Source organism: Enterococcus sp. FZMF, assembly GCF_030263915.1.
In the GTDB taxonomy this organism is placed as follows: Bacteria; Bacillota; Bacilli; order Lactobacillales; family Enterococcaceae; genus Enterococcus_D; species Enterococcus_D casseliflavus.
The window spans coordinates 1,351,447-1,365,896 of the sequence record NZ_CP127160.1 but is presented as its reverse complement, the minus strand read 5'-3'; the positions used below and the strand labels follow the sequence as shown (position 1 = coordinate 1,365,896).

14 protein-coding genes are annotated in these 14,450 nt (G+C 42.4%); 3 read left to right on the top strand and 11 right to left on the bottom strand.

Translation table 11 applies throughout. From position 1 onward, the window contains the following. Positions 1-15 precede the first annotated feature (15 nt). From QN079_RS06565 to QN079_RS06555, 3 genes are all read right to left on the bottom strand, one after another. Entirely contained in the window at positions 16-465 is a 450-nt protein-coding gene (locus tag QN079_RS06565; RefSeq protein WP_005225841.1) for a GatB/YqeY domain-containing protein, read from the bottom strand. 33 nt (positions 466-498) lie between these two features. Next, entirely contained in the window at positions 499-675 is a 177-nt protein-coding gene (rpsU, locus tag QN079_RS06560) for a 30S ribosomal protein S21 (RefSeq protein WP_002356740.1), read from the bottom strand. Positions 676-835: 160 nt separating this feature from the next. Further along, positions 836-1,267 (bottom strand): Fur family transcriptional regulator, encoded by a 432-nt coding sequence (locus QN079_RS06555; RefSeq protein WP_005225833.1) that lies wholly within the window; start codon positions 1,265-1,267, stop codon positions 836-838. Positions 1,268-1,362: 95 nt separating this feature from the next. Here QN079_RS06555 and QN079_RS06550 point away from each other — a divergent pair, with 95 nt between their 5' ends. Next, the gene (locus QN079_RS06550; protein WP_289230546.1) at positions 1,363-2,250 is read left to right on the top strand and encodes a pyruvate, water dikinase regulatory protein; all 888 of its coding nucleotides are present in this window, start codon (positions 1,363-1,365) and stop codon (positions 2,248-2,250) included. An 81-nt stretch (positions 2,251-2,331) separates the two neighbouring features. Here the strand turns inward: QN079_RS06550 and thrB are convergent, their stop codons facing one another. The 6 genes from thrB to trxB form a co-directional block, all read right to left on the bottom strand. Then, positions 2,332-3,201, bottom strand: a complete 870-nt coding sequence (gene thrB, locus QN079_RS06545) for a homoserine kinase (RefSeq protein ID WP_005225831.1) — start codon at positions 3,199-3,201, stop codon at positions 2,332-2,334. Next, positions 3,198-4,256, bottom strand: a complete 1,059-nt coding sequence (gene thrC / locus QN079_RS06540; RefSeq protein ID WP_005225830.1) for a threonine synthase — start codon at positions 4,254-4,256, stop codon at positions 3,198-3,200. Before thrC ends, thrB begins: the two co-directional genes overlap by 4 nt. 2 nt (positions 4,257-4,258) lie before the next feature. Further along, the gene (locus QN079_RS06535; protein ID WP_121261624.1) at positions 4,259-5,509 is read right to left on the bottom strand and encodes a homoserine dehydrogenase; all 1,251 of its coding nucleotides are present in this window, start codon (positions 5,507-5,509) and stop codon (positions 4,259-4,261) included. 116 nt (positions 5,510-5,625) lie between these two features. Continuing rightward, complete coding sequence (locus QN079_RS06530) at positions 5,626-5,919, bottom strand: ArsR/SmtB family transcription factor (protein WP_005225828.1); 294 nt, start codon at positions 5,917-5,919, stop codon at positions 5,626-5,628. A gap of 247 nt (positions 5,920-6,166) precedes the next feature. Then, a complete protein-coding gene (locus QN079_RS06525; protein ID WP_121261626.1) occupies positions 6,167-7,894 on the bottom strand; it encodes a phospho-sugar mutase in 1,728 nt (575 codons plus the stop codon). A 147-nt stretch (positions 7,895-8,041) separates the two neighbouring features. Then, the gene (gene trxB, locus QN079_RS06520) at positions 8,042-8,974 is read right to left on the bottom strand and encodes a thioredoxin-disulfide reductase (RefSeq protein ID WP_289230545.1); all 933 of its coding nucleotides are present in this window, start codon (positions 8,972-8,974) and stop codon (positions 8,042-8,044) included. Positions 8,975-9,159: 185 nt separating this feature from the next. Here trxB and QN079_RS06515 point away from each other — a divergent pair, with 185 nt between their 5' ends. Together QN079_RS06515 and QN079_RS06510 are read left to right on the top strand one after the other, a co-directional pair. Further along, positions 9,160-10,545: an MATE family efflux transporter gene (locus QN079_RS06515; RefSeq protein ID WP_010748039.1), complete on the top strand. Its 1,386-nt coding sequence runs from the start codon at positions 9,160-9,162 to the stop codon at positions 10,543-10,545. Positions 10,546-10,697: 152 nt separating this feature from the next. Further along, positions 10,698-11,168: a glutathione peroxidase gene (locus QN079_RS06510; RefSeq protein ID WP_289230544.1), complete on the top strand. Its 471-nt coding sequence runs from the start codon at positions 10,698-10,700 to the stop codon at positions 11,166-11,168. A 235-nt stretch (positions 11,169-11,403) separates the two neighbouring features. Here QN079_RS06510 and QN079_RS06505 read toward each other — a convergent pair whose 3' ends face one another. Beyond that, complete coding sequence (locus tag QN079_RS06505; protein ID WP_008378424.1) at positions 11,404-12,837, bottom strand: 6-phospho-beta-glucosidase; 1,434 nt, start codon at positions 12,835-12,837, stop codon at positions 11,404-11,406. A gap of 20 nt (positions 12,838-12,857) precedes the next feature. After that, entirely contained in the window at positions 12,858-14,249 is a 1,392-nt protein-coding gene (locus QN079_RS06500) for a 6-phospho-beta-glucosidase (protein ID WP_005225822.1), read from the bottom strand. Between the last annotated feature and the right edge of the window lie 201 nt (positions 14,250-14,450).

Below are 14,450 nucleotides of genomic sequence, written 5' to 3'. Positions count from 1 at the left end.
ACTTGCGGCGTGAGCTTACATTTGATCCAATAATTCTTTAACGATCGCATTGACTTGATTACCGTCTGCTTTGCCTTTAACTTGTGGCATTACAGCACCCATCACTTTTCCAAATTCTTTGGAAGAAGAAGCACCAGTCTTTTCAATCGCTCCAGCGACGATTTGGCGGATTTCCGCTTCATCGAGTTGTGCTGGCAAATATTTTTCAACAACTGCAATTTCAACTTTGACTTTCTCTGCTAGATCATTTCGGTCAGCTTTCTCAAACTCATTTAAAGAATCACGACGCTGTTTCATCTCACGAGACAAAACGGTCAACTCTTCTTCTTCATTCAAGTCAGAACCTTTTTTGATCTGCTCATTTTGAATTGATGCTTTCAACATGCGGATCACCTGCAAGGTTTCCTTGTCTTTGGCTTTCATCGCTGTCTTCATGTCATCATTCAGTGTACTTAGTAGTGTCACACTACCAGCTCCAATTCTCAAAACAGTAGAAAATTAGAATTTTTTGCGTTTTCTAGCTGCTTCAGATTTTTTCTTACGCTTTACGCTAGGTTTTTCGTAAAATTCACGTTTACGAGATTCCTGTAAAGTACCCGCTTTTGACACGGAACGTTTGAAGCGACGAAGAGCATCGTCAAGTGATTCGTTTTTGCGAACGACTGTTTTTGACATGTAAATTCCCTCCCTCCGAGCTTAAAAAGTAACCGTAGTTGTTATTGAAATAAAATCCCAAAAAACACGACTGTCCTTTAAAAATTATAGCTAACCCCTGAAAAAGTGTCAAGGCATTCTGTTAAAAAAGTCTTCGATCCCATCAAGTTTGTTTGGGTTTTCATTGACATTCTTCACAACGGCCCAAAATCTCGAAGCGATGTCCCTCGATCAAGCAGCCAGGAAGCTGTTCTTGGAAGAAGTCCATCGGGCAAATATGCAGTTCTTTTGTTTTACCACAAACCGTGCAAATAAAGTGATGGTGATGATGGTCCTCTAATTCTGCACAGCAGTTATAGCGAAACTTCATCTCCCCGTTCAGCTCTGTTTCTTCTAAAATACCGATCTCAGAAAAATCATGCAGATTACGGTAGATCGTATCATAGCTCAAGCCAGGATACTTTTCTGACATGTATTCATGAATTTCCTTGGCTGGCAAATAGCGATTGCGTTTCACTAAATAGGTGATGATCGCTTCTCTTTTTTTGGTGTATTTAAAGCCATTTTCTTTCAATGTAGTCATGGCATGCTCAATAAGTGTTTGATTTTTCATCGTAGGCCCTCCTGATAAATCAAAATCATTCCGATTCTATCGATCTTAAGTATGGTATAATGAAATCAATAAAAAAGCAAGAGAGGATTTTTCTTATGAAGCCAACTGAACCTGAACAACCAGACTTGCAAGAAAAATTGCAAACCAGTGCCGCAGTGACGATGTTCGTGTTGTCGGACTCTGCCGGCGAAACGGCATCGAAGCTTGCACAAGCAACAATGGCCCAATACCCCAGCGTCGAATTTAACCTTTTTAGACGCACGTTTATCCACACAAAAGAGCATTTGATCAAAGCTTTGTCTGATGCAAAAAAACACAACGCCATTATTCTTCATACCTTGATCAAAGAAGAACTTGTGGATTTGACGAATCATTTTTGTGAAGAAGCTGACCTTTACCATTTCGACGTATTGACCCCTCCAGTAAGTGAAGTAGAACGACGAACTGGCGTAGCACCTTCACGAGAGCCAGGGGCTTTGCACTACTTAAACGAAAATTATTTCAAGCGCATCAAAGCCATGGAATTTGCGGTTATGTACGATGATGGGAAAGACCCTCGTGGCTTCTTGGAAGCAGATGTCGTATTACTAGGGGTTTCTCGGACGTCAAAAACGCCTTTGAGTCTATTTCTAGCAAACAAAAATTTAAAAGTTGCTAACCTGCCTTTAGTACCGCAAGCCCACATACCAAAACAGCTCTGGGAAATCGATCCGAAAAAAATCGTCGGGCTAACAAACGATCCGAATGTGTTAAACAGTATTCGCAAAGAACGGATGCGCTCCTACGGCTTGAACCCAGATTCTGCGTATTCCGATATAGAAAAAATCAAAGCGGAGCTGACGTTTGCCAATGATCTGTATGAAAAACTAGGCTGTGTCGTGATCAATGTCGCTTCTCTTTCCATCGAAGAAACCGCCTCTATGATTTTAAATGCATTAAACTTAGAAGATCATAGCTATTACACGTCAGAAACGAAAGACTAACCTCGATGAAGCAATGAAAAATGGTGAGCAGAAAATCTTCTGCTCACCGTTTTTGGTCTGTGTCTCATTTATTATTCTCTTTTAGAACACTTGCAGCCCTTCACGATCGATTTGTAATTGTTCGATATACGCATTGCTCTCCAAGGCATGCAAAAGTTTTGAGATTCGTTCTGCCCGTTCCTCTGGGACGATCGCTAAGACCGTAGGACCTGCGCCGCTTAAGAAACAGCCATAGCCGCCTTCTTCTTCGCAGATTTGGCGAATGGTCGACAAGTGCGGCACAAGCTTTTCCCGATAGGCTTCATGAAAACGATCCTGCTGCATCAATTTTCCTGCAAGAGGCAGATTGCCATTGATGACCGCTGCGATCATCACGTTGGCGATCGCACTGGCTTCGACAGCTTGCTCGTGCGAAAGGGTCTGCGGCAAGACTTGACGACTTGCTTCAGTCAACAGTTCTTCATGAGGAATATAGGCAATGATCTCGCACTCCGGAAAATGATGCTTGACTAAATACGTATGCTTGTGCTGATGGTCGTAAGCAGCAACCGCAAAATCTCCATAAATCGCTGGTCCAACGTTGTCAGGATGCCCTTCGATGGCAGTTGCGATCTCAAGCTTTTGTGCTGCACTCAGATTCATGTGGGCCATGCGGTTGGCTAGTTCAATCCCGGCGACGATCACCGAGGAACTGCTGCCTAAGCCTCGTGCCAAAGGAATGTCCGAACTCATTCGGATTTTCAAAGGCTTCATGTTTGGTGCTAATTTCAATGCCACACGCAAAAGCAAGTTGGTTTCATCCGTTGGGATCTCTGAACCTAGCTCATGGATGATTTCCCACGTATCGTTTTCTTTTAAAACTTCAATGAACAAATACTTTGACAGGGCAATCCCGCAGGAATCAAAACCAGGCCCTAAGTTCGCACTGGTTGCAGGAACGCGGATCTTCATAGATTGGCAACTCCTTCACGAAGATGCTGACGCATTTCTTCTAAATCACTCATCTTATTGATGGTTACTTCTGTCGCTTTGATAGCTGTATCAGGATCCTTCAGACCATTTCCAGTAAAGACGGCAACGACAGTCTCACCTGGTTTGATTTTACCTGCTTTCACGTGCTGGATGACACCAGCCAGCGAGGCAGCTGAGCCTGGTTCAATAAACACACCATCTTGCGCAGCAATTTTACGGTAAGCATTCAAAATTTCCTCATCGGTTACTGCATCGATGTGTCCATTTGATTCATCACGAGCGGCTTCTGCCAACTGCCAGCTGGCTGGATTGCCGATCCGAATCGCTGTAGCGATCGTTTCTGGTTGTTCGATGACTTCACCACGGACGATCGCAGCAGCACCTTCAGCTTCAAACCCATGCATTCTTGGCAACGCGGTGCCTTTTTTCTCATGCCATTCTTTGAACCCTTTCCAATATGCCGAGATATTCCCTGCATTACCGACAGGAATCGCAAGAACATCCGGTGCTTGTCCTAATTGTTCGCATACTTCAAAGGCCGCTGTTTTTTGTCCTTCTAAACGATAAGGATTGACTGAGTTTACTAGCGCCACGGCTTCGGTTTCTGCAATATCTCGTACTGCTTTTAACGCTTCATCAAAGTTTCCTGGGATCGAAATGATGTCGGCTCCATAAACGATTGCTTGCGCCAATTTTCCCATAGCGATCTTGCCATCTGGAATAACAACATAGGCTTTGATCCCCGCTCTGGTCGCATAAGCTGCTGCTGCCGCACTGGTATTTCCTGTCGATGCACAGACGATTGCTTTGGCACCTTCTTCCACCGCTTTTGCCACCGCCATGACCATCCCTCGGTCTTTAAAAGAGCCTGTCGGATTCAGCCCTTCGTATTTTCCATACAATTGAATCCCTAATTCCTTGGAAAGGCTTGGTAAGGGAATCAACGGCGTGTTGCCTTCAGCCAGCGACAATGCTGGTGTATTTTCGTTGACTGGCAGATATTCCTTGTATTGATGCAATAATCCTTGATACATGTTTATTCCTCCATCACTTTCATTATTTGTATGTCTTGTGCATCGGTATAAGTTGCGAGTTTTTCTGTTAGCTCTTTTTCGCTCATTGGATTGGTGATTCCAGCTATTCGTTGGTCTGCTTCGTTGAACACCGTTTGCTCAAACGCAAACCATTCTGGAAGAGCGTTCCCTTTGATCTCTTGACTTGAAAAAGACACATAATGCCGGCTAGGAACTTCTTCTACAGATGCTAATGCTGTTTCTTTTTCAAAAGTTAGAAAAGGTTCAACGATCCCAAAGCTTTTATTTTTTGCTAAAACGGTCAAATCCGCTACCACGCTGGTGGCCGTCGGTCGTGATCCTGCTCCTGGTCCATAAACCATTGATTGATCTATGCCTTCACTCTCGATAAAAATGCCATTAAACTCGTTTTGGATCGTCGCTAACGCATGGTTTTTCGGCACTAATACAGGTCCAACTGACACAGTAAGGGAACCGTCAACTGTCTTTTGTGCTGCACCGATCAACTTCACTTCATAACCAAAGGCTTGTGCCTGCTTAATATCTGCCACAGCTAAGCCGCGGATGCCTTTTGTTGCCACATCAGCAACATGGATCGTTTTCCCAAAAGCAAATTTGGTCAGGATCACCATTTTATAGGCCGCATCGATACCGTCAACATCATTAGTAGGATCTGATTCGGCAAAACCTTTTGCTTGGGCTTGTGACAAAGCATCTTCATAGGTCATGCCATCTTCCGTCATTTTTGTCAGCATATAATTGGTCGTCCCATTGACGATACCAAAAATCCCTGTGATGGTATCAGGCAGATAGTGGGTGCTCAATGTACGCAAGATCGGAATGCCACCACCCACGCTGGCTTCATAATAAAGAGACACCCCGGCTTTTTCAGCGATTGCCAGCAGTTCAGGTCCATGGGTGGCAATCAAGTCTTTATTTGCCGTCACAACGTGCTTCTTATTTTCTAAAGCAGCTGAAATAAACGCTTTTGCCGGATCGATCTTCCCGATCAATTCCACAATTACGTCGATGGTCTCATCTTCAAACAACTCATTTGCCTCATTCGTCAACGCAAACCCGTACTTAGCCGCTAACGCAGACTTATCCTCATAAGGCGAAGCTAATGCTTTCGTGATTTGCACACTGACTCCTGTGCGTGCCAGAATGGCTTCTTTTTGCTCTGCCAACACTTGGCATACCCCGCTGCCGACAACACCCATTCCTAATAATCCAATGTTCAATTGCTTACCCATAATGCCCCCTAACTGAAAACGTTATTAAAAACCGTTCATCTAATTTTAATATTTCCACTAGCATACCAAAAACAATAAGAAAAAACTAGGACTTTTGAGAAATTCTCGCCCTAGTTTTAACGGTGATGGATATGTTCGAATGTTTTTTGCAAAATATCCACAACATGTTTGTCATCAAGACTATAAAGGATGGTTTTTCCTTGTCTTTCCGACTTTACGATCCGATTATCTTTCAAAAGTTTCAGCTGATGAGAAACTGCTGATTGTTCCATATGTACTTGTTCTGCAATCGAAGTGACATTGCGCTCTCCTTCTTGAAGAGACAACAAAATTTTTAGTCTAGTGGGATCACTAAGCATTTTAAAAATCTGTGTTACTTGCTGAATTTCTTCTAGTTTCGGCGTAGTCATCGCGCCACATCCTCTCTTATTTCCTTTTGCATTTTAGCCCTTGATAGACAGCTTGTCAATCAATGATCGACGATCAAGGAGAAGAAACGAGCTAAAAGACAAGAATAGATCCAAGCGTCAGAAAATTCCCTTTAGAAGCTTCGGTCCCTCAACACCTGTTTGCTGAGGGAAGCGAACGCTTCTTTTTCTACCACTCGGATCATTCAGTCAGTTGCAATTTTTTTGATTATGAAGACATCAGATGACTTTATTCACCTGTGATTTCTTCGATCGCTGCTTGCAGATCAGCAATTTTTTGTTCTGCTGCTTCTGCCGTTTCGCCTTTTACACCAATATAAAACTTGATTTTAGGTTCGGTCCCAGAAGGACGAACAGCAATCCAGCTTTCATCTTCCAAGGTGTATTTCAAAACATCAGAAGGCGGTGTGGTCATTTTTTGTTGGTGACCATCTAAGCCCACACGAGTCAACAATTTAAAGTCTTCTGTTTGCACGACAGGGGTTCCTGCGAAGACGGAAGGTGCTTTTTCACGGAAAGTCTTCATTAAGGCAGCAATCTTAGTTGCCCCTTCCATGCCGCTCATCGTTACAGAAATCGTTTTTTCTGCATAGTAGCCGTACTCTTCAAAAATATCTTGCAGACCATCATACAATGTTTTGTCTGATTGTTTGTAAAAAGCAGCCACTTCTGCTAATAAAACGAGCGCTTGGATCGCGTCCTTGTCCCGTACGAATGGTTTAACTAAGTAGCCATAGCTTTCTTCAAAGCCAAACATGAAAGTTTGAGAATGGTCTGTTTCAAATTGTTGGATTTTTTCGGCAATAAATTTAAAGCCAGTTAAAACATTGATCATATCAACATCGTAGGATTTAGCGATCGCTGTTGGCAATTCACTAGAAACGATCGATTTTAAGACTGCTGCATTTTCTGGCAATGTTCCAGCTGTTTTATGGGCTTCTAAAATGTAACGGATCATCAATGCACCTAACTGGTTACCTGTCAAGACTTGGTAGTTGCCATCTGGCATTCTTACTGCAGCCCCTAAGCGATCGGCATCTGGATCTGTTGCGATCAATAGATCAGCACCTTCTTTTTCTCCTAAAGCAATCGCATATTCAAAGGCAGAGTGCTCTTCTGGATTCGGTGATTTTACTGTACTGAAGTTTGGATCAGCAACCGCTTGAGAGGGTTCAATAATGAATTGTTGGAAACCAGCTTGTTTCAACGCTTTCTCGCCAAGCATCCGCCCTGTTCCGTGAAGTGGTGTATAGACAAGTTTCAAATCTTTGCCCACCGTATCGATCAATTCTTGATCGATCGTGACTTCTTTGATTTCTTTCAGATAGGCAGTATCGATTTCTTCGCCAATAATAGAGATCAAGCCGCTGTTTTTGGCTTCTTCTTCACTTAATACAGGGATCTCCAACGGATTTTCAATTTCCCGAACAAATTTTGTCAATGCATCCGCATCTGCTGGTGGCATTTGCCCACCATCTTCCCCATATACTTTGTAACCATTATATTCGGCTGGATTGTGAGAAGCAGTGATCATGATTCCAGTAAAGGTTTTTAAGTAACGCACAGCAAAAGATAATTCTGGCGTCGGACGTAAGCTTTCAAAGACGAAGGCTGGAATATCATGTTTTGCCAATGTTTTTGCTGCTTCCATCGCGAACTCAGGTGAAAAATGACGGGAATCATAGGCAATCGCTACGCCACGACGTCTTGTTTCGGGATCTTGTGTATCCATAAAGCGAGCCAAGCCTTCGGTTGCTTGACGAATCGTATAAATGTTCATCCGATTGATACCAGGTCCTAAAATCCCTCGCATGCCAGCAGTCCCAAATTCCAAAGGCATATAAAAAGCGTCTTCTAACATCGCAGGATCTGCTTCTAATGCGGTCAATTGTTCTTTTAATTGTGGATCTAAGTGTTCACTGTTTTTCCATTGATTAAATGTTTGTTCCCATGCCATAAAATAACCTCTCCTTTTTCCGTTAAAATGCTCTAAAATTAGTATAACACTACTTACAGATTTCTCAAAGAATAACCAAACGAAAAATAAAAAAAGCTGCTATCAAAAGTGATCGACACTTTAAAAATAACAGCTAATTCCATTAGATTATTTTGTTAATTGAGCATCCTTTTGTGTTTCAATAAAATCAAACACTTGTTGACCAGCAATACTGCCATCGCCGACTGCCGTCGTGATTTGACGCAAGCCTTTTTCACGAACATCGCCAACCGCGTAAACACCAGGAATTGAAGTTTCCATCTGATCATTTGTTAAGATCCAGCCAGCATCATTCGTGATACCGCTGGCTTTGAATGGTTCTGTCAACGGATCTAAACCAACATAGATAAAGACACCGCCAGCAGCTTCTTCTGTCACTTCATCCGTTTTTACGTTTCTGATTTGCACGCCAGTTACGACCATCTCATTGCCTTTGATTTCTTCCACAACAGAATCCCAAATAAAAGAGATTTTCTCGTTGGCAAATGCGCGGTCTTGGATGATTTTTTGTGCTCGTAATTCGTCACGACGGTGAACGATCGTTACTTCAGAAGCAAATTGCGTTAAGTAGATCGCTTCTTCGACTGCTGAGTCGCCTCCACCAACAACGATCAAGCGTTTGTTACGGAAAAAGGCACCGTCACAAACCGCACAGTATGAAACACCGCGTCCTGCGAATTCTTCTTCGCCTTTGACGCCTAACTTTCTATGTACACATCCTGTGGCAATGATGACTGTTTTCCCTTGATAGGTTTTGTCTTCGGTGGCAACTTCTTTGAACTCACCTTGATCCGTGATACTTTGAACGATCCCATAGGCATTTTCAACACCAAATTTAATGGCACCTTCATATATTTTAAATGCTAATTCAGGGCCTAAGATTGATTCGAAGCCAGGATAGTTTTCAACCTCAGCCGTATTGTTCATTTGTCCGCCAGGTGCTCCTCGTTCAATCATTAGTACTGATAAATTCGATCTTGACGCATAAAGCGCTGCTGTCATCCCCGCAGGGCCTGCGCCGATGATAATTACATCATACATATATTTCCCTCCAATTTGGACTACCCATACTTTACTTTCAAAAGCAAATTCTTTCAACTCATCTGCTTACAAAAAATAATAAGATATTCCTGCTTTTACTTTTGAAAATTACATTGACTTTCTTTTCAATTTTTGTAAAATTTTCACGATACGTCTATTATATAGAAAATAAGGAGTCCTTACAATTGAATAAGAAAAAACTTTTAGGAAAATCAGACCGTGAACTGATTTTTCTCAGTTGGCCGATTTTTGTTGAGCTATTTTTGCGGGTCGTTATTGGGAATGTCAACGTTTGGATGATTTCTCATTATTCCGAGCCAGCAGTAGCGGCCGTCAGTGCTGCCAATCAACTATTGAATTTAACGGTCTTTATTTACGGTTTCATCACCGTGGGTACTCAGATCATTATCGCACAATTGATTGGTGCGAAAAAACGCGACCAGATACCGAAAGTCATCAATACCGCTCTTTTTGGGTCATTGTTCATCGGGATTTTGATCAGCTTGATGTTCCTTTTCGGCTCAACCTACCTTTTGCGATTCATGGGCTTAGATGCTGAATTAGTTGCTTTAGGTCATGGATACTTACAAGTGTATGGCGGAAGTCTGTTCCTTTCATCGATCACGGCGGTCATAATTGCTGTCATGCGTAGCCACAGTTTCACAAAACCTGCGTTATTGGTACCGATGTTTGCTAGTATCCTAGCCGTCATTGGCAATTACTTTGTCTTATACAGCCCCTTTGGTTTACCGAATTTCGGTGTGACTGGATTGGCATTTTCTAGCGTCTTTGGTAATTCGATCGGTTTACTAATTGCCGCCATGTTGCTGAAGAAACATGTGAATTTTTCTGTTTTATCTGCCCGTTTCTCGAATGTCTCTTGGGGCGTGATGAAAAACATTTTGACTTACGGATTGCCTTCTTCTGGCGAGTCTCTTTCCTATCAAGGAGCGCAAGTCGTGGTGACGATGATCGTGGCTCAACTTGGCGCAAGTGTCTTGATTGCAAAATCTTACGTAACAGCTATCACCCAATTTGTTTATTTGATCGCCTCCGCATTGAGTCAAGGGAATCAAATCATGATTGGACGCAATGTCGGTGCGGGTGAATTCGATCGCGCGCATCAGCGAGGCATGCGCACGATGGTGATCGGGATCATCGCCTCGGTAACGATCTGCTTATTGACCTATCTATTTATTGAACCGATCATGGGGATCTTTACTTCCAATACCGAAGTAATCGAGATTGCTAAAGGTGTCTTTTTAGTAGAGATCGTCTTAGAAACAGCGCGTGCAGTCAATATGATCCTAGTTGGTTCATTAAATGCAAGTGGTGACGTGAAGTTCCCATTGATCTGCAGCCTAATTGTTCTATGGGTCATCAGCTTACCGTTTTCCTACTCACTGGCCATCGTCTTTAAATTTGGCTTGATCGGCGTTTGGATCGCTTATGCCATTGACGAAGCATTGCGCAGCGTCTTAATGATCTATCGCTGGCATTCTGGGGTATGGAAAACTAAATCTGTCGTTCATCCACAAGAAGCAGAACCAGAAGTCTTACCAGAAGCATAATAAGAGTCCAGTGGTCCCAACGGCCGCTGGATTTTTTGTTTTTTATAAGAAATAAAATGCGCCAAGAAGTTTGCTTGGTTTTTTTGAAGACTTTGCTCTATACTTATCTCAGAAACTATCGACTATGATTTACATTAAAAGGAGCGTTTGCTATGTCAATCTATGACTACCAAGCAACATTAGAAAACGGCGAAACTTATTCGCTAGCAAACTACGAAGGTCAACCGCTGGTGATCGTCAATACAGCTACAAAGTGCGGGTTGAGCCCGCAGTTCAAAGAATTACAAAGTCTTTATGAAACCTATAAAGACCAAGGGTTGGTCGTTCTAGGGTTTCCTTCTGACCAGTTCAAACAAGAAGTCGGCTCAGCCGAAGAAGCCGCAGCCGCTTGCCGAACCACTTATGGTGTTGATTTTCCGATGCACAAGTTAACGGTGATCAATGGCAAAGACGCAGATCCCTTGTTTCGCTATTTGGAAGCAGAAGCACCGAGTACATTAGGCAAAGCCATTAAATGGAATTTCACGAAATTCTTGGTGGACCGCCAAGGTAAAGTCGTGGAGCGTTTTGCTCCACAAACCAATCCTCAAAAAATGATTCCAGAGATTGAAAAAGTTCTTTAAAAAATGAATAAAGGCGACCTTAAGGACAAAACATGTCATGCTTAAGGTCGCCTTTTTTTGTAATTGCTGCAACGCAAGCCTTTTACAGCACTCTCATTGTCGGTTATCAATAATCTCTGAACAGCCATTTCTACTTATACAAATCATTCGTTTCAATAGTTTTTAAAAAGACTTTAAAAAAACTGCAGTCGATCTACTTAGATTTCTCTAAGGGATCAACTGCAGCTTCTTATAATTAGTTATTCGATAAATCTTCACCGTTTGAAGCAATCACTTGTTTGTACCAATCAAATGATTTTTTCTTTGTTCGTTTCAAGGTGCCGTTTCCTTCATTGTCACGGTCCACATAAATGAAACCATAGCGTTTTTTCATTTCACCTGTTCCAGCTGAAACTAAATCGATACAACCCCAAGTCGTGTAACCCAATAAGTCGACACCATCTTGTTCAACCGCATCTTTCATTGCTTGAATATGCTCTGCCAAGTATTGGATCCGGTAGTCATCTTCCACATAGCCATCTGCATCTGGTGTATCCACAGCTCCTAAGCCGTTTTCAACGATAAACAATGGTTTTTGGTAGCGATCATAAATGTCATTCATTGTGATGCGCAAACCAAGTGGATCAATCTGCCACCCCCACTCACTTGCTTCCAAGTATGGGTTTTTCACAGAGGCAAAAATATTGCCAGCCGTTTGTTCTAATAATTCAGCGTCCGTGGTTGATACGCGGGAAGAATAGTAAGAGAAGGAAATAAAGTCTACGGTGTGAGCTTTCAACAGCTCAAGGTCGCCTTCTTCCATTTTGATTTCGATCCCATTACGTTCCATTTCTTTCAGCGCATATTGTGGATATTCCCCACGTGATTGAACATCAATAAAGAAATAATTTTCGCGATCTGCTTTGCGTGATTCCCAGACATCTTCTGGTTTGCTTGTATATGGATAGTATGCGCCAGCAGCTAACATACAGCCTACTTTGTTCTCAGGATCGACTTCATGAGCGATTTTCGTTGCGATCGCAGAGGCCAATAGCTCATGGTGAGCCGCTTGGTATTTCACTTGCTCAACGTTATCGCCTTCTTCAAAGTAAAGACCTGCTCCCATAAATGGCGCATGGAGAATCATGTTGATTTCGTTGAAGGTCAACCAGTATTTTACTAATCCTTTGTAACGGTTGAAAATCACGTTACACAAGTTTTCATAGAATCCGACTAATTCACGAGAACGCCATGCCCCGTATTTTTCAACTAAATGCATTGGGCAATCAAAGTGAGTGATCGTTACTAATGGTTCGATCCCATATTTGTGGCATTCTTTGAAAAGATCTTCATAGAACTTCAAGCCGTCTTCATTTGGTTCTGTTTCATCCCCTTTAGGGAAAATCCGACTCCAAGCGATCGACAAACGGTAGGTTTTAAAGCCCATTTCGCCAAATAGCGCGATGTCTTCTTTGTAGCGATGATACATATCGATCGCTTCTTTTGCTGGGTAGAAATGTTCGTCATCAAAATCGAACATTTTCATTTGACCAGTAATGACTGGAAAACGATCTTTGCCGATCGGTACCACGTCAACGTTTGCCAAGCCGCGTCCGCCTTCTTGGTAGCCTCCTTCACATTGATTGGCAGCTGTTGCGCCGCCCCATAAAAAGTCTTTTCTAAATGCCATGTTTCTTTCCTACTTTCTCTTTATTTAACTAGTTCGCGATCAAGTTCGCGGGCTACTTCATCTTGTACTTCTACGCCTTCTTTTTCAAGACGTGCGATCGTTTCCTTAAATTTAGGCAAGTGATCTTTGTGGGCAATAAACAGTTCGTCCATGACACGTTTTGCCGTATCACCTGATGGAACCAATGGGTTGATGGTGAAGGCTTGTAATGCGATATTGTAATCCCCCGTCACAGCTGCTTCGATCGTTAATAATTCCATTGCTTTCATTACCTGTAACCAACCTTTTTCAGCTGTCGGTAACTCACCAAAGGCAACATTTCTAGCCCCTTGTCCGCCAACGTAAGCTGTTACTTCGACTACGCAATCGGCAGGAAGATCTGGAACGGCGCCTTCATTTTTGGTTGAAACGACGATTTGGGTATTTTTATTAGCATAAATGGAAGCAATCGTTTCACATGCTGCATCTGAGTAGTAAGCACCACCACGTTTTTGCAGCTGTTCTGGTTTATGATCCAATTCAGGATCTTTGTACAACTCAAACAATTCGGCTTCGGTTTGTTTCACTTGCTGTGCGCGTGTACCGACAGTCTTGTACTCTTCGATCGCATGATTCAACATTTCTTCTTGACGATAGTAATAACGGTGATACCCGCAAGGAATCATCTTCATTTGTTCCAGCTGTTCTTTGTAAAATGGTACATCAAAGATATTCTTCGGTAAGCCATTGTCTTCTTCATACATTTTATCAATAATGTCCATCGTAACGTCATTGCCGTGTGAGTCGGTAACTTTGTGCCAGTGGAAGTGGTTCAATCCTGCAAATTTGTAAATCAATTCGTCAGGTTCTTTGCCAAGCAACGCTGGTTCAACCATCGTTGCCATGACAGGCACGTTACACAACCCGATGACTTTGTCCCATTTTCCGTAACGCACGATTGCTTCAGTCACCATACCACTTGGATTCGCAAAGTTGATCAACCAGGCATCGGGACACAAGCGTTTCATGTCTTCAACGATTTCAAGAATGATTGGAACCGTACGAAACGCTTTGAACATACCACCAGGGCCGTTGGTTTCTTGACCAATCATGCCGTAATAGGCAGGAATTCGTTCATCTTTGATACGGGCATTCAGCAATCCTACTCGGAATTGTGTCGTAACGAAATCAGCATCTTTTAATGCTTCTTCTCGATCCAATGTCATGTGGATTTTTACATCGTAGGGTGACGCATCCCACATCCGTTGTGCCATCGCACCAACGATTGCTAATTTTTCTTTTCCTGCTTCGATATCTACTAGCCAAATCTCACGAATCGGCAATTCTTCATAGCGTTTGATAAAGCCTTCCATTAACTCCGGGGTATAGCTGCTGCCGCCACCAATGGTTGCAATTTTAATTCCTTTTGTCATTGTATTGCTCCTTTGCTATTTTATTTACATTCTTATTATCATTCATAAAAACATTTGATTCAATGTAAATAGCATATTTAGAAAAAGCGTTTGCAAATCTCGCTTCTTCTTGCAGATGTTTTGTAAAAAAGATTTACAAAGAGCATCAAATAAGGAATAATTAGGATGTAAACGATTCGCTAGGTACTAAATAAAAACGAA